At 59.3% G+C, this 14318-nt stretch carries 14 protein-coding genes; 6 read left to right on the forward strand and 8 right to left on the reverse strand.

Translation table 11 applies throughout. The features are described 5' to 3' along the window. Window positions 1–50 precede the first annotated feature (50 nt). Window positions 51–1223: an acetyl-CoA C-acyltransferase gene (locus JT51_RS16415; RefSeq protein ID WP_037315121.1), complete on the reverse strand. Its 1173-nt coding sequence runs from the start codon at window positions 1221–1223 to the stop codon at window positions 51–53. A gap of 101 nt (window positions 1224–1324) precedes the next feature. Between JT51_RS16415 and JT51_RS16420 the strand changes: the two genes are divergently transcribed. From JT51_RS16420 to ggt, 3 genes are all read left to right on the forward strand, one after another. Beyond that, window positions 1325–1663 carry an STAS domain-containing protein gene (locus JT51_RS16420; RefSeq protein ID WP_037315124.1) on the forward strand — a complete coding sequence of 113 codons (339 nt, stop codon included), beginning with the start codon at window positions 1325–1327 and terminating at the stop codon, window positions 1661–1663. Between the two features lie 32 nt (window positions 1664–1695). After that, complete coding sequence (locus tag JT51_RS16425; RefSeq protein ID WP_037315127.1) at window positions 1696–2157, forward strand: ATP-binding protein; 462 nt, start codon at window positions 1696–1698, stop codon at window positions 2155–2157. A gap of 190 nt (window positions 2158–2347) precedes the next feature. After that, complete coding sequence (gene ggt / locus JT51_RS16430; RefSeq protein WP_037315130.1) at window positions 2348–3925, forward strand: gamma-glutamyltransferase; 1578 nt, start codon at window positions 2348–2350, stop codon at window positions 3923–3925. A 36-nt stretch (window positions 3926–3961) separates the two neighbouring features. Here ggt and hspQ read toward each other — a convergent pair whose 3' ends face one another. Further along, window positions 3962–4288 carry a heat shock protein HspQ gene (hspQ, locus tag JT51_RS16435; protein WP_037315133.1) on the reverse strand — a complete coding sequence of 109 codons (327 nt, stop codon included), beginning with the start codon at window positions 4286–4288 and terminating at the stop codon, window positions 3962–3964. A gap of 79 nt (window positions 4289–4367) precedes the next feature. Here hspQ and JT51_RS16440 point away from each other — a divergent pair, with 79 nt between their 5' ends. Both JT51_RS16440 and JT51_RS16445 read left to right on the forward strand, forming a co-directional pair. Continuing rightward, entirely contained in the window at window positions 4368–5249 is an 882-nt protein-coding gene (locus JT51_RS16440; RefSeq protein WP_037315136.1) for an AEC family transporter, read from the forward strand. 60 nt (window positions 5250–5309) lie between these two features. Next, complete coding sequence (locus JT51_RS16445; RefSeq protein ID WP_037315139.1) at window positions 5310–5891, forward strand: lytic transglycosylase; 582 nt, start codon at window positions 5310–5312, stop codon at window positions 5889–5891. A 12-nt stretch (window positions 5892–5903) separates the two neighbouring features. On the opposite strand, the gene JT51_RS16450 is transcribed toward JT51_RS16445, so the two are convergent. The 4 genes from JT51_RS16450 to JT51_RS16465 form a co-directional block, all read right to left on the reverse strand. Then, window positions 5904–6500, reverse strand: coding sequence for a LolA family protein (locus tag JT51_RS16450; RefSeq protein ID WP_037315142.1), 597 nt, complete (start codon window positions 6498–6500; stop codon window positions 5904–5906). Between the two features lie 141 nt (window positions 6501–6641). After that, window positions 6642–9542: a DNA translocase FtsK gene (locus tag JT51_RS16455; RefSeq protein WP_037315144.1), complete on the reverse strand. Its 2901-nt coding sequence runs from the start codon at window positions 9540–9542 to the stop codon at window positions 6642–6644. Between the two features lie 14 nt (window positions 9543–9556). Next, a complete protein-coding gene (locus JT51_RS16460) occupies window positions 9557–10738 on the reverse strand; it encodes an aminotransferase class I/II-fold pyridoxal phosphate-dependent enzyme (RefSeq protein ID WP_037315460.1) in 1182 nt (393 codons plus the stop codon). Window positions 10739–10847: 109 nt separating this feature from the next. Continuing rightward, the gene (locus JT51_RS16465; protein ID WP_037315147.1) at window positions 10848–12176 is read right to left on the reverse strand and encodes an amidase; all 1329 of its coding nucleotides are present in this window, start codon (window positions 12174–12176) and stop codon (window positions 10848–10850) included. Window positions 12177–12231: 55 nt separating this feature from the next. On the opposite strand from JT51_RS16465, the gene JT51_RS16470 reads away from it, so the two are divergent. Then, window positions 12232–13494 carry an FAD-dependent monooxygenase gene (locus tag JT51_RS16470; RefSeq protein WP_235216197.1) on the forward strand — a complete coding sequence of 421 codons (1263 nt, stop codon included), beginning with the start codon at window positions 12232–12234 and terminating at the stop codon, window positions 13492–13494. On the opposite strand, the gene JT51_RS16475 is transcribed toward JT51_RS16470, so the two are convergent. Then, window positions 13491–13676, reverse strand: coding sequence for a Trm112 family protein (locus JT51_RS16475; RefSeq protein ID WP_037315150.1), 186 nt, complete (start codon window positions 13674–13676; stop codon window positions 13491–13493). The two genes, JT51_RS16470 and JT51_RS16475, sit on opposite strands and share 4 nt — an antisense overlap. Next, entirely contained in the window at window positions 13673–14314 is a 642-nt protein-coding gene (locus JT51_RS16480) for an LON peptidase substrate-binding domain-containing protein (RefSeq protein ID WP_037315153.1), read from the reverse strand. The genes JT51_RS16475 and JT51_RS16480 overlap by 4 nt, the downstream gene beginning before the upstream one ends. Between the last annotated feature and the right edge of the window lie 4 nt (window positions 14315–14318).

Here is a 14318-nt window from a genome sequence, read left to right on the forward strand (position 1 = left end):
GGCCTAAGCAGGCTGTGTGATTGCCCAAGTAGGCCTTGAACGGCAACGCGTCAAACGCGTTCGATAGCAATGGCTGTCCCCTCACCGCCCCCGATGCAGATGGCGGCCACGCCGCGCCGCAGGTTGCGTTTCTCCAGCGCGTTCAGCAGCGTGACGATGATCCGCGCGCCTGATGCCCCGATCGGGTGCCCCAATGCACATGCCCCGCCATTCACGTTCACCTTGTCGCGCGGCAATCCCATCTCGTGCATGAAAGCCATGGGAACAACGGCAAAGGCTTCGTTGACCTCCCACAGATCCACGTCCTCTTTGGACCAGCCGATCGCGGACAGCAGTTTCTGCGCTGCGGGAACCGGGGCCGTGGTGAAAAGGCCGGGGGCCTGAGCATGGCTTGAATGCCCCAGAATGCGCGCACGCACCGTCAGACCCTGCGCCTCGGCCGCCGAGGCCGAGGCCAGAACCAGCGCGGCCGCCCCATCTGATATCGACGAGGAATTGGCCGCCGTCACCGTCCCATCCTTGCGAAAGGCGGGTTTGAGCGTTGGAATCTTTTCCGGCCGCGCAGATTGCGGCTGTTCGTCTGCCGATTGCGTGACTTCGCCTTTGCGGGTCTGGATGACGACCGGCGCGATTTCATCGCCGAATGCACCGCTGTCCTGCGCGGACAGGGCATTGGACAGGGATTGCAATGCGTATTCATCCTGGGCTTCGCGGGTGAACTGATAAGCCTCGGCACAATCTTCGGCAAAGGTGCCCATCAGGCGGCCCTTGTCATAGGCGTCCTCCAACCCGTCCAGAAACATGTGGTCCACCACCTGCCCATGCCCGATCCGCGCGCCCGCCCGCATCTTGGGCAGCAAATATGGCGCATTGGTCATGCTTTCCATCCCGCCCGCAACCATCGTATCCGCGTGGCCCAGCGCGATCTGATCAAAGGCCAGCATCGCAGCCTTCATTCCCGATCCGCACATTTTATTGAGCGTCGTTGCAGGCACCTCTTCGCCCAGACCCGCCGCAAACCCGGCCTGCCGTGCCGGAGCCTGACCTTGCCCAGCAGGCAGGACACAACCCATCAGAACCTCATCCACCGTCTTGGAACCAGCGCCCTGCAATGCGGCGCGAATGGCGGCGCCACCCAGATCGGCAGCAGTCACCGTGTCGAACATCCCCTGAAACCCACCCATGGGGGTGCGTGCTGCACCTGCTATAACAACCTGCTTCATCTGGATGCGCCTCCTCTTTTTCCGTTTCTGGATACCGAATGGTAAGAATTGCCGTCTAGCGTATTTCTACGAGTGAATTTCAGTTTAGAGGACCGTCGCGCATGGCCCTGACCAGTACAACAACCGATGCCACCCAGATCATCACGGTTCATTCCGATCGGATTGATGCCGCGATGGCCATTCAGTTCAAGGAAGACATGCGCACCCAGGCCGATGGCGGGGCCGCGCGGGTGGTGCTGGACCTGACGGGCGTTGAATTCATTGATTCAAGCGGGTTGGGGGCCATTGTCGCCTCGATGAAGCAGTTGGGCAATGATCGCAGGCTGGATCTGGCCGGGTTGCACCCGTTCGTCGAAAAAGTGTTCCGGCTGACCCGCATGGACACCGTTTTCAAACTGTATCCAACGCTGGACGACGCTTTGGCGACGACAGCAGGCTGACTTCTTTGTGGATCTGATTAGGCACCAAGCCCATGTGTGACGGCAAATGTTTGGATTTGAGCTTTGCAGCGACCGAGGCCGAGGCTAGCGCCGGAATCGCTCAACTCAGCAGATGTCTCGAGGTACACGGCCTGCCGGCCCACAAAGCCGGCGATGTCAAAATTGCGCTGGCCGAGGCGATCAACAACGTGGTCGAACACGCCTATGCCGATATCACCCCGGCCAAGGTCAAAGTCCGGTGTCGTCTGCATCAGAACTGGCTTGATATCCTGATCTCGGACACGGGCAATCCGCTGCCCGGTTTTCGCGTGCCGGACGGGGTTCCCGCTCCACTTGGATCGTCAATCGACGAACTGCCCGAAGGCGGCTTTGGCTGGTTTCTGATTCACGAACTGACCAGCGACATCCGTTATGAACGCTGCGATGGCTGCAACAGGCTGTCCCTGCGTTTTGAATTTCCAAGGCCGCCTTGCGGCCAGAAAAGGCCACAATAAAGCCCCGATAGAACCATTGCCGCGCCCCAAACCACAGACATAAAATACACTGTAGCTCAGATAGCTTCCCTCGGCGCCAAGTGTCACAGCCCCCACCCAGTGAACGGCGCCGAGGATCTTATCCTTGATTTGACTGGACAATCACAGACCGCGATTTACCTTCAACGCGTTCTGACAGGAAAGCGAAGCTATGCGTGATTTTCACACTCCGGGCAGGTCCGAAGTTCTTGCGACCGAGGGCATGTGCGCCACCTCTCATCCTTTGGCTGCGAAGATTGCCGTCGACATTCTTGCGCAAGGCGGCAATGCAATGGATGCCGCCATCGCAGGTGCCGTCGCATTGGGCATTTGCGAACCTCAGATGACCGGCTTGGGCGGGGATTGCTTTGTTTTGTACAACCGCGCGGGTGAGGATGAAATCCGCGCCCTGAACGGCTCGGGGCGTGCACCTGCGGCGGCCAGTGCCGCCCACCTTCGGGCGCAAGGCATGACCGAGGTTCCGCTGAACACACCTGACGCCGTCACCATCCCGGGCGCGGTCGATGCCTTCTGCCATCTGGCTGAGACAGAAGGTAGAATAGGCCTGGACGCCATTTTGCAGCCCGCCATCCATTATGCGGAAACCGGGGTTCCGGTCGCGCCAAGGGTGGCGTTTGACTGGAAAGAGGGGGCCGCCACCCTGCAGGGCGCGGCGCGGGACCATTACCTGATAAACGGCAAAGTGCCGGAAATCGGGCAGGTTTTTCGCGCCCCCGGGCAAGCCGAAGTTCTGCGCCAGATTGTCGCGAAGGGGCGTGATGCATTCTATTCGGGCGACATCGCGCAGGATATGCTGGATGCACTGACAAAAATGGGCGGCGTTCACACAGCTGATGATTTTGAGGCCGCTGCGTGCACAGAAACTCAGCCGGTCAGCGGACATTACAAGGGGGTGGACCTTGTCGAACATCCGCCAAATGGTCAGGGCGCAACGGCCATATTGCTGCTTAACATTCTGAAGAACTTTGACCTTGCCAGCATGGACCCGCTTGGTGTCGAGCGTATCCATATTGAGGCCGAAGCCTCAAAACTGGCCTATGACGCCCGCAATCGGTTCATCGCCGATCCCGATCACATGGCACAGGCGGATCGTTTTCTGGTTCAGGATTTGGCTGACAAGCTGGCCGCCCTGATTGATCCGGGCCGCGCAATGCCTGCGGCCGCCCCGCTGACCGAAGCCATTCACAAGGATACGGTTTACATCACGGTCGTCGATCGCGACAGGATGGCCGTATCGCTGATCTATTCCATTTTCCACAGCTTTGGGTCGGGCATCGCGTCTTCGAAATATGGCATCCTGCTGCAAAACCGCGGGTCCGGCTTTACCTTGCAGGACGGCCATCCCAACGAATTCGGCGCAGGCAAGCGCCCGATGCACACGATTATCCCCGGCCTGCTAAAGCAAGACGGCCGTGTTCTGATGCCATTCGGCGTCATGGGCGGCGCGTTTCAACCCACGGGGCACGCGCAGCTTGTATCGAACCTGATTGATCACGGCCTCGGCCTCCAGGCCAGCATGGATGCGCCACGCGCCTTTGCAGACGGCGGAGTATTGAATCTGGAGCGCGGATTTCCGCGCAGTATTGCGCAACAATTGTCGGAAATGGGCCACAACGTCCATATTCCGGAAACACCACCCGGTGGCGCACAAGCCATACGAATCCATGACAGTGGCGTTCTTGAGGGGGCAAGCGATCCGCGAAAAGACGGATGTGCCCTTGGATATTAATGTGTGTCGCGCAGTTTTCTGCGCGCGCCGCCACATTCAGTTCAGATGAAAATGTAACGGGTATGCGCCGTTTTCAAATGGGCCGAACATGTCAGGGATATCGGGATGCTCAACCGGTTCTCCGGAATGATCCGCAACCAGATTTTGTTCAGAAACATAAGCAACATAGAAGGATTGGTCGTTCTCTGCCAACAGGTGGTAAAACGGCTGATCCTTGATTGGGCGGCTATCCTCAGGAATGGCCTCATACCATTCTTCCGTATTTGAAAATTCCGGATCCACGTCGAAAATCACCCCTCGGAAGGGATGTTTTTTATGGCGGACAACCTGACCTAGGCGGTACTTGGCGTGTGTTTTCAGCATATTTTTGCCCCCGAAAAACTTACTACCTCTTTCCGGGCCGAAATGCCAATCATTGATCTGAAATTAAGGGAAACAGACTGTGAACCTTTTGCTTACAGTGTTCGAAATCGTGGCCCCGGTCTTTTTGCTGGCGGGCATCGGGTTCATCTGGGTCAAGCTTGGATTTGAGTACCGGCTTGAGTTCGTTACCCGCCTTGCAGTGACACTGGCGGTACCCAGCCTGATCTTTGTGGCGCTGATGCAATCCCAGATTCCGCCGGGCGAATTGACCCGATTTACCCTGGCAGCCATCGCCGGGCATGTCGGGCTTGCAGGGGCTTTCCAGGTTTTCGTCCGCCTTACCGGGTTAGAGCAGAGAACCTATCTTTCGCCGCTGATATTCGGAAACACCGGAAATCTGGGTCTACCGCTGTGCATCTTTGCATTTGGTCAGGCCGGATTGGGGTTTGCGGTCATTTTTCTGGCCGTGACCGCGCTGTTTTCATTCACCTATGGAATATACCTTGTCGCGGGCAAAGGTGCCTTTGGCAAAGTCGCCCGAGAGCCGATGGTCTGGGCCACCTTGTTGGGCGCATTGTTCCTGTGGCGGGGGTGGGAAACGCCCGCCTTCCTAACCAACACGCTAGAGCTGTTGGGGCAAATGGCCATTCCGATGATGCTGATCACGGTTGGTGTCGCCATTGCGCGCCTGACAACACGCAAGCTTGGCCAGGCGATTTGGCTGTCAGTGCTGAAGCTTGCGGTCTGTTTCACTTTGGGCTGGGCGCTTGCAGTTCTGTTTGCGTTGGATGCGACCGCCTTTGGCATTCTGGTTCTACAAATGTGTACCCCGGTTGCAGTGACCTCCTATCTATTGGCAGAGCGGTTTGACGCGGACGCTGACGCTGTTGCGGGGATGGTCATGGTGTCGACGCTGCTGTCCGTGGGCGCGCTGCCGCTGATTCTGGCTATTGTTTTGTAACGATTGTGATTTCCTCAGGACTCAATTTGCGTTAGAATGCAGAAAAAAGGCTTGAGGCACATGAGCAGAATTCTTTTCGTACTCTTCGGGGTGCTGCTTTTGGCATCCTGTGGCGGCGGGTCTAAACAACCGCCCAGCAAACTCAATGACGCGTGCAGCATTGCGCGCGAACGTCCCGATTACATGAAGGCGTTCAAAAGCACGGAACGCAAATGGGGCGTCCCGGTCCATGTTCAGATGGCGACGATCTATCAGGAAAGCCGTTACAAGCACGATGCGCGCACACCACATCAATACGTGCTGGGCGTGATCCCGATGGGCCGTCAAAGCAGCGCCTACGGTTTCAGCCAGGCATTGGACGGCACATGGGACGAATATCAGCGCGAAACCGGGAAACGCCGGGCCAAGCGTGACCGCATCCGGGACGCCTCGGATTTTATCGGCTGGTACATGAACAAAAGTTCCAAGCGGAACGGGATTCACCCCGCTGACACGCGCAATCAGTATCTAGCCTATCACGAGGGGCACACAGGTTTCGCCCGCGGAAGCTATCAAAGCAAGTCGTGGCTATTGAACGTGGCCAATGATGTGGATTCACGCGCCAGACTGTATCAGGCTCAGCTGGCCAGCTGCCGCTACTGACGCAATCGCGGGTCAGCGATTGTTTGACCCGCTTCTTTTCGATCTGGAAAACAGATCCTGATTCAGGCTGGCTCCGGTTTCCAACTGGCCAAGCAACACTGTCGTCTGGCTTCCGGCATTGTCGTGGATCACCCATTTTCGCAGCTCAACCGGGTCACTGGTGAACATCAGCTCGATCCGGCCGGTATCGGGGTTTTTCGGGTCCCGGGCTGTGACAACTGTTGCCGTGCCGTCAAAGTCGTGACCGACAACCATATTGGCCTGCCCCAGATTGACGTTTCGCGCCAATACAAGCGACAGAGGCGTTCGCTTTAGCGGGTATTGTTCAGGCGGTTGATTGGATTTCGGGTCGAAAATCTGCACCGTCCCGGCACGGGCCAAAACCACAGCACTGTTGGGAGGGTCATATTCGAACCGCATCTTGCCGGGGCGCTGAATCCACAGCTTTCCGGTGCTCAGCGACCCATCATCGTTGACCTGTGTAAAAGTGGTCTGAACCGTTTTCAACTGGTTCAGATAGTTCGAGATCTGCGACAATGGCAGCTTATCGGCCGCCCACGCCGCAGGCGCGGCCAGGGTCAGGGCAAGGGCAAAAGCAATCTGTTTCATAAGGTACCAGATATGCGTTCTGCCCCTGTTATTAAATATCCAATAGCACTTTGCGAAACATCTGAATCACCTGACGCTGCCTGAAATCAAGATTTCAACGCGTCAGGTGATGCTGCTTAAGGCGGGTTTCCGCAAAGTGCTTTATTGCTCGGGCACCAGGATTTCGCGTTTGCCGACGTGATTTGCCGCCGAAACAACGTTTTCATCCTCCATTTGCTCAACAAGCCGCGCAGCTTTGTTATAGCCAATGGCAAGTTTCCGCTGAATGTACGAGGTGGAACATTTGCGGTCCTTGATCACAATCGCCACCGCCTGATCGTAGAGCGCATCCTCGCCATTGGTGTTGCCACCGGTGTTCAACCCTAGAACGGCGTCGATATTGTCGGCCTTGTCCTCGGACGGGCCATCCAGCACGGTGCTCACGTAATCCGGCGGGCCGAACTGTTTCAGGTGGTTGACGATTTCCTCAACCTCTTCGTCCGACACAAACGGGCCATGGCAGCGGGTGATCTTGGCACCACCGGCCATATACAGCATGTCGCCCTGCCCCAGCAGTTGCTCGGCGCCCATCTCACCCAGAATGGTACGGCTGTCGACTTTGGACGTCACCTGGAACGAAATCCGGGTGGGGAAGTTCGCCTTGATCGTGCCGGTGATCACGTCCACCGATGGGCGTTGCGTCGCCATGATCAGGTGAATACCCGAGGCCCGCGCCATCTGAGCAAGACGCTGAATGCAGGCTTCGATCTCTTTGCCCGCGACCATCATCAGGTCGGCCATCTCGTCAACGATGACGACGATATAGGGCATCGCTTCAGGCGCGAATTCCTCGGTCTCGAACATCGGCTCGCCGGTTTCGTCGTCAAAGCCGGTCTGGACCGTGCGGCTGAACATCTCGCCCTTGGCCAGCGCGTCCTTCACGCGGCCATTGTAGCCAGCGATGTTACGGACGCCCATTTTGGACATCTTGCGATAGCGGTCTTCCATCTCGCCCACGACCCATTTCAGGGCCACCACGGCCTTTTTCGGATCGGTCACAACAGGGGACAGCAGATGCGGGATGCCATCGTAAACCGACAGTTCCAGCATCTTGGGGTCGATCATGATCAGGCGGCATTCATCCGGCGTCAGCTTGTACAACAGTGACAGGATCATCGTGTTGATCGCCACCGATTTACCCGACCCCGTGGTCCCCGCAATCAGCAGGTGAGGCATCTTGGCCAGGTTGGCCACAATGGAATCGCCGCCAATATCCTTGCCCAAAGCCAACGGCAAAGCGTGGTTGCCATCACCGAAATCACGGCTGGCCAGGATCTCGCGCAGTACCACCATTTCGCGGTTTTCATTGGGCAGTTCGATCCCGATGACCGAGCGGCCAGGCAGGGTCGAAACCCGCGCCGACAGCGCCGACATCGATCGCGCGATATCATCGGCCAGACCGATCACGCGGCTGGCTTTCAAACCGGGGGCGGGCTCCAGCTCATACATTGTGACAACCGGGCCGGGGCGGACGCTGACGATCTCGCCCTTGACGCCATAGTCATCCAGCACGTTTTCCAGCATCCGCGCGTTTTCTTCCAACGCTTCGTCGCTGAGGTGATGGCGTTCGATACTTGACGGGTTCGACAGCAAGCTCAGAGGCGGCAGTTCGAAGTCCGAGTGCTTTTCCTCGAAGGACAGCCCAGGCTGTGCTTCGGCCTGTGCCCGGCGCGAGGGCGGCGGGGTGCGGCGCACAGGTTGTGCGACGACAGGCTTGCGCGGCTCGGCCACCGGGATTTTCATTGCGGGGCGCGGCTGCGGCGCGGGTTCGGGCGCGTCCTCGAACACCGCGTCATCCTCAACCGCAAACGCGGCGGCATACTCGTCGTGCACCGGCTCTTGCCAATCGGGTTCAACATCCGCAGACAACAGCGGCTCGGGCGGTAATCCAACCGATGTCACGGGCGGCTCGGGCGGCAGCTCTCCGGTGGCTCCGGAATTCAGGATCAGCGGGGCCGGCTTTCTGCCCCGGCCTTTGGTCAGCGGCAGATTCGGGTCGGGTTCGGGTGTCACTTCACCGGTGGCGACCTTGCGGTTGCGCACAGCGGCCGAGATTTTGGACCGGATGCGATCTTCGCCCGGCATTTCGAAGAAGCCGGACACAGGTTCTGGATCGACCAGCTCAGGTTCTGGAATCGGTTCGGGGCGTCGGATCAGATCAGGGATGCGCGACAGCAGGCCCGGCTTGGCAGGCTCGGCTTCGGGTTCATCAAATTCAGGGTCTTCGAATACGGGGTCCGCATAGACCAGATCATCGTCAAACATCGCTGCGGCAGGTTCGACACGGGTTGCCTTGCGTTCGTCCCATTGCGTACGACGATCACGGGCTGCCTGTGCAGTGGCGGCGGCACCACGGCCCAGCAAGGTCATCAGCATATCATAGGACATCACAAGGCCCAGCAGGAAAGCGCGGAACCCCTTGCGCACATCGGCTTTGGTAAAGCCCAGAACAAAGACGCCCAGCGCCAACATGCCAATCGCCATCGCCAGCGACATGACCTTGATCATGAAATGCGACGAAATCGGCAGTAACGTCAGCAGCGCGCCCATTACTGTATCGCCGAATAGGCCGCCCAGGCCAAAGCTATGTGTTGCGCGCCATGCCTCATCCGGCACCAATGTCGCCGCGTAGACGGAAACCACCGCAATCCAGATCGGCGCAAAGATCAGCCGGGCAATCGCGCGTTCTTCGTTGAAGTGGCCGGCGAACCGTACCCCCCATCCGATCAACACCAGGGCGATGCTCCAGCTGCCCCAGCCGACAATCATGAACAAAGGCGCAGCAATCGAAGCACCGATCCGGCCCAGCCAGTTCTGCACCGGCGCGTCGGTCGACACCATCCAGTTCGGATCATCCGGCGTATAGGACCAGATCATCGCAGCGGCGGCCAGGCCCAGCAGGATCAGGGTGATCCCGATCAGTTCCTTGCTGCGCCGCTCAATCGCGGCCTGCGTGGTGCTGTCCAGCAATGGATCGCGGTTGCGCGCGTTATATGATGCCATTTTGCCCTCGTACCTCACAAATAGATGCAGTCGCGGAGTGTAATCAGCCCCTGCCGCATCTGTGTTTTTGGGGCCACCATGGCGACCCGGATAAATTGCTCGCCCGGGTTTTGCCCCGGATCACCTTGAGAAAGGTATGCGCCCGGCAGAACCCGAACACCGGTCTGCTGCCACAGCTTCAATGCGATTTCTTCGCCGTTTTCGACCGGTAGCCACAGGAAAAACCCGGCCTCGGGCGGCATATAGCCCTGAATTCCAGCGAAAACCTCATCGGCGATGGTGTATTTTTCCTGATAAAGCGCGCGGTTCTCAGCAACATGCACCTCATCGGCCCAGACCTTTGCCGCGGCCGCCTGCAGTGGTGCTGACAGAGGCGCGCCCGCGTAGCTGCGCAATTGCTTGACGCGCCGGATCGTTTCCGGCCCGCCCGCAATCAGGCCCGAGCGCAAACCGGCCAAATTCGACCGTTTCGACAGTGAATTGAACAGGGTAACCCGCTCGGGGTCCGCGCCCAGTTCCTGTGCGACGGTCAGCGCACCGATAGGGGCCGCAGACCGGTAAATCTCGGAATAGCATTCATCCGCGAAAATGCGGAAATCGTATTTTTCGGCCAGCCCGATCAGTTCGGCCCAATATGCGCGCGAGGCAACCGCGCCCTGCGGGTTGGCGGGCGAGCAGACATAAGCCACAGCGGTACGGCTCAGAACATCTTCGGGCAGACCGGCGTAATCTGGCAAATGACCTGTCGCTGCCGTGGCAGGGACAAACACAGGCTCTGCCACGACCGAGATCGCGGCCACCATATAGACCTGATAAAACGGGTTCGGGCACAAAACGACCGGTTTCTGGCCGTTTTTCTGCTCCGGGCACAGGGCCATGGCCGCGTTATACAACCCCTCGCGCGTGCCGTTCAGAGCCATCACGTTGGTCTCGGGGTCCAGGGTCACGCCATAGCGGCGATCAATCCAACCCGTGATCGCCGACCGCAGCTCGGGCGAGCCTTCGTTCGGTGGATAGCTCCGAAAGCCTGCGGCGTTTTCCATGATCACATCCGTCACCCAGGACGGAAAGTCATGCATCGGCGCGCCAATGGTCATGTGAATGACATCTCCGCCCGGCTGGTGATGATCCAACAGGGTGCGCAGACGCGGGAATGCGTATTCCGGTAGGTTCGAAAACCGCTCGGGGAAATTCATAACTGCTGCCTCAATACCGGGATCATTATCGCCCCGTTTTTTTGACAGATTACAGACCGAGGCCCCCTTCGTCCAGACAAACAGGTGCCGAATCAGGGGATTGTGGCATTCAGGCCAGTGCCGCTTCGGCAGCGGCCCCAAGCCGCAACAGCGCCTCTTCCGACCCTGGATAGCCCAGCATCATCAGGCCACAGCCGGGTGTTTCCGTGGGCAAAGTCAGCGCCGCCAGCCCCATCAGGTTGCCGATCCGCGTATTGCGCAGGGCCAACAGGTTTTCGGTTATATAATATTCATGATCATTCATCAGGCGGTCCAGATTCGGCGGCAGAATGGGTGCTGTTGGGGTCAGAACCGCATCAAACCCGGCTGTGGCCGCATCCCAGGCCCCACGGCACGCTTTCAGTTTTGACCAGGCCGCGATGTAATCGGCCCCGGCACAGTCTTTACCCGCGCGGAACCGTTCCAGTATCTCGGGGTACATGGCATCGGGATTGGCCTCGATCACGTCGCGCCACAGGCCATAGGCTTCGGTCGTATACAGAATACCGGACAGGCCCATCGCGTCGTTCAGTTCGGGCACTTCCAGCGGTACAATTTCTGCGCCCGCTTTGCGGAGCCGGTCCACTGCTTCGTCATATGCTTTGCGCGGCGCGTCCCTCAGGTCATCTTTGGCGACGTTTTGGAGATCGGCAAAACGCCTGCCCTTCAGGCTGGCTCCGCGCAGATCGGCAGGCGGGGTTCCCTCCAACAGGGCCAGCATGTGGGCCGCATCTTCGACCGATCGCGCCAGCGGGCCGACCGTATCGAACCGTAAACACAGCGGCACGGTGCCCTCCAGGCTTACGCGGCCAGCGGTGGTTTTCAACCCGACCAGATTGTTCCAGGCCGACGGGATTCGCACTGATCCACCAGTATCCGAGCCAATCCCGCAGGCCGCCAAACCCCATGCGACCGAGGCCGCCGCACCGGATGACGACCCGCCCGACACAGCGTCTTCGTCATCAATGCAGGGCGGCGTGCCGGTGATCGGGTTCACTCCCAGACCCGAAAAGGCCAGCTCGCTCATGTGGGTTTTACCCAGGCAGACGGTTCCCATTGCGGTGGCGTTTCGCACCACAATCGCGTCGGCCTCGGGCACACGGCCTTTCAACAGGGCCGAACCGGCCTCGGTGGCCACGCCGGCGGTATCGAACAGGTCTTTCCAACTGATCGGCACACCATCCAGTAACGACCGGCGAAGCCCCATCGACGCCCGGCTCGCGGCCGCTTTCGCCTCGGCCCGGGCCCGTTCGTGGGTGACACGGGCATAGATACGGTCCCGGTGGGGGTGCGCGTCGATGGCGGACAGATAGGTTTCGGTCAACTCAACCGGATCAATCTGGCCCATGCCAATGCCCCGACCCAGATCACATGCCGTCATGGTCAGCCAATCCTGCATCCCTGCCCCCTTTGGAAAATAATGCTGTGTCTGGACGGTAGCGACAGGACCGCACATGGACAATCCCGAATGGGCGCGCATATTGCGGGGCATGGAACACAAGTCCGATATCCTGATCGTGGGCGGCGGCCTGAACGGCCCGGCCCTGGCTTTGGCACTGGCGCAAACGGGGCACTCCGTCACCGTGATTGACGCCCTGGCCGAACAAGCACGCAAGAATGCCGCCTTTGATGGGCGCGCTTATGCGCTGGCGCTGGCCTCGCAACGGCTGCTGGATGCGATTGGTGTTTGGAACGCCGTCGCCGACCATGCCCAACCCATGCTTGAGATCAAGGTCACCGATGGTCATGCGGGTGCGGGGCCGTCTCCGTTCTTCATGCATTTCGACCATGCCGAGATCGAAGAAGGCCCCATGGGCTATATGGTCGAAGACCGCCACCTGCGCCGCGCCTTTCTGGATGCGATGGACAGGGAAAAGGGCATCACCCAGATCAGCGGCAAAACCGTCGTCGCGCAAGAGGTTGACGCGACCGGTGTAACCGCAACGCTGGACGATGGTGCCACCGTCACGGGCGGGCTGCTGGTGGGGTGTGATGGTCGCCGCAGTGGTACAGCCGCGCGTGCGGGGATCAAACGGTCCGGCTGGGATTACGGGCAAACCGCGCTGGTCTGCGCCATCGAGCATGATTTACCCCATCACGGCGTTGCGCATCAGTTCTTTATGCCTCCCGGTCCATTGGCCATTCTGCCCCTGACCGGCAATCGCAGCTCGATCGTCTGGAGCGAGCGCACCGAGATGGGCCAACGCATCAACGCCCTGCCCGAGGCCGACTACCTTCAAGTCCTGCGCCCACGGTTCGGCGATTTTCTGGGCGACATTCGCCTGGCTGGTGACCGGTTTACCTATCCGCTGAATCTGACCATCGCCAATTCCTTTGTCGGTGACCGCTTGGCGCTGGTCGGGGACGCGGCCCACGGTATGCACCCCATCGCAGGGCAAGGCCTGAACGCCGGGTTGCGCGATGTCGGCGCGCTGGCCGAGGTGCTGACACTGGCGGGTCGACGTGGCGAAGATATCGGCTCGGTGCTGGTACTGGAGCGTTATCAGGAATGGCGCAGGTTCGACACAGCGGCGCTGGCGATGGCGACGGATGTGTTCAACAAGCTGTTTTCCAACGACAACCCCCTGCTACGGATCGGACGGGACATCGGAATGGGTGTCGTTGGCGCGCTGCCCGGTCTGCGCCGTGGATTCGTGCGCGAGGCTGCCGGGCTGACCGGAGACCTGCCCAAGCTGTTGCAAGGGCGCGTGATTTAATCCAGCGCGCGCGCCTCATCGACCAGCATGACCGGGATGCCATTGCGGATCGGAAACGCCAGGCCAGCGGCCTTGGACACAAGTTCCTGCTTTTCGGCATCATAATGCAGGGTCGATTGGGTCTGTGGGCAAATCAACGCCTCTAGCATGTGGCGGTCAAAGGGGTGTTCGCGGTCGTTCATTGCAGATGTTCCTCGTTCGATCCGCCGCGCATGGCGAATTCTATCAATGTCACCAGCGTCTCGCGCCGTGTGCGCAGGCAGGGCGCCTCCAGCAGAGCCTGTTTTTCTTCCGGGTCGAAATCCAGCAGCATGGACAGGGAATTCAGCAGCAGTTCGTCATCCGCATCCTTCAATGTGTCCCAGTCCGTGGACAACTGCTGCGAGGAAAAGAACCGTTCCAGCAAGTTCAGAAAAGCACTGCGATCAAACCCGTTGTCATGCTCTGCCTTACCCAGATCGCGGTCAAACCCGCCCCATGAGACCGTGCAACGTCGGTAAGGGGTAAACGCATCCTGTTCCGACAGGATACGAAACCGCGAGACCCCGGTCAGCGTAACCAGATAGCGGCCGTCTTCCGTTTCCGAAAACTGCGTCACACGCCCGGCACAGCCGATCTGGTGCAGCTTGTCTTCGTTGCTTTGACAGGGATTCGGCTGAATCATACCGATCAGCCGCTCTTGCGTTTTCAGGGCGTCATCCAACATCTGCAGGTAGCGCGGTTCAAAAATATGCAGCGGCAAGCGGGATCGGGGCAGCAACAGCGCCCCAGGCAATGGAAAAATGGATACCGTTTCCGGCAGGTCAGCGGGATGCATCATGTAT

The sequence above is a fragment of the Ruegeria halocynthiae genome, from assembly GCF_000743705.1.
Taxonomy (GTDB): domain Bacteria; phylum Pseudomonadota; class Alphaproteobacteria; order Rhodobacterales; family Rhodobacteraceae; genus Ruegeria; species Ruegeria halocynthiae_B.

What these genes read in the sequence shown, in the direction of transcription:
- JT51_RS16415 (WP_037315121.1), bottom strand. Translation starts at nt 1,223, where the DNA reads ATGAAGCAGGTTGTTATAGCAGGTGCAGCACGCACCCCCATGGGTGGG.
- JT51_RS16420 (WP_037315124.1), top strand. Translation starts at nt 1,325, where the DNA reads ATGGCCCTGACCAGTACAACAACCGATGCCACCCAGATCATCACGGTT.
- JT51_RS16425 (WP_037315127.1), top strand. Translation starts at nt 1,696, where the DNA reads ATGTGTGACGGCAAATGTTTGGATTTGAGCTTTGCAGCGACCGAGGCC.
- ggt (WP_037315130.1), top strand. Translation starts at nt 2,348, where the DNA reads ATGCGTGATTTTCACACTCCGGGCAGGTCCGAAGTTCTTGCGACCGAG.
- hspQ (WP_037315133.1), bottom strand. Translation starts at nt 4,288, where the DNA reads ATGCTGAAAACACACGCCAAGTACCGCCTAGGTCAGGTTGTCCGCCAT.
- JT51_RS16445 (WP_037315139.1), top strand. Translation starts at nt 5,310, where the DNA reads ATGAGCAGAATTCTTTTCGTACTCTTCGGGGTGCTGCTTTTGGCATCC.
- JT51_RS16450 (WP_037315142.1), bottom strand. Translation starts at nt 6,500, where the DNA reads ATGAAACAGATTGCTTTTGCCCTTGCCCTGACCCTGGCCGCGCCTGCG.
- JT51_RS16455 (WP_037315144.1), bottom strand. Translation starts at nt 9,542, where the DNA reads ATGGCATCATATAACGCGCGCAACCGCGATCCATTGCTGGACAGCACC.
- JT51_RS16460 (WP_037315460.1), bottom strand. Translation starts at nt 10,738, where the DNA reads ATGAATTTCCCCGAGCGGTTTTCGAACCTACCGGAATACGCATTCCCG.
- JT51_RS16465 (WP_037315147.1), bottom strand. Translation starts at nt 12,176, where the DNA reads ATGCAGGATTGGCTGACCATGACGGCATGTGATCTGGGTCGGGGCATT.
- JT51_RS16470 (WP_235216197.1), top strand. Translation starts at nt 12,232, where the DNA reads ATGGACAATCCCGAATGGGCGCGCATATTGCGGGGCATGGAACACAAG.
- JT51_RS16475 (WP_037315150.1), bottom strand. Translation starts at nt 13,676, where the DNA reads ATGAACGACCGCGAACACCCCTTTGACCGCCACATGCTAGAGGCGTTG.
- JT51_RS16480 (WP_037315153.1), bottom strand. Translation starts at nt 14,314, where the DNA reads ATGATGCATCCCGCTGACCTGCCGGAAACGGTATCCATTTTTCCATTG.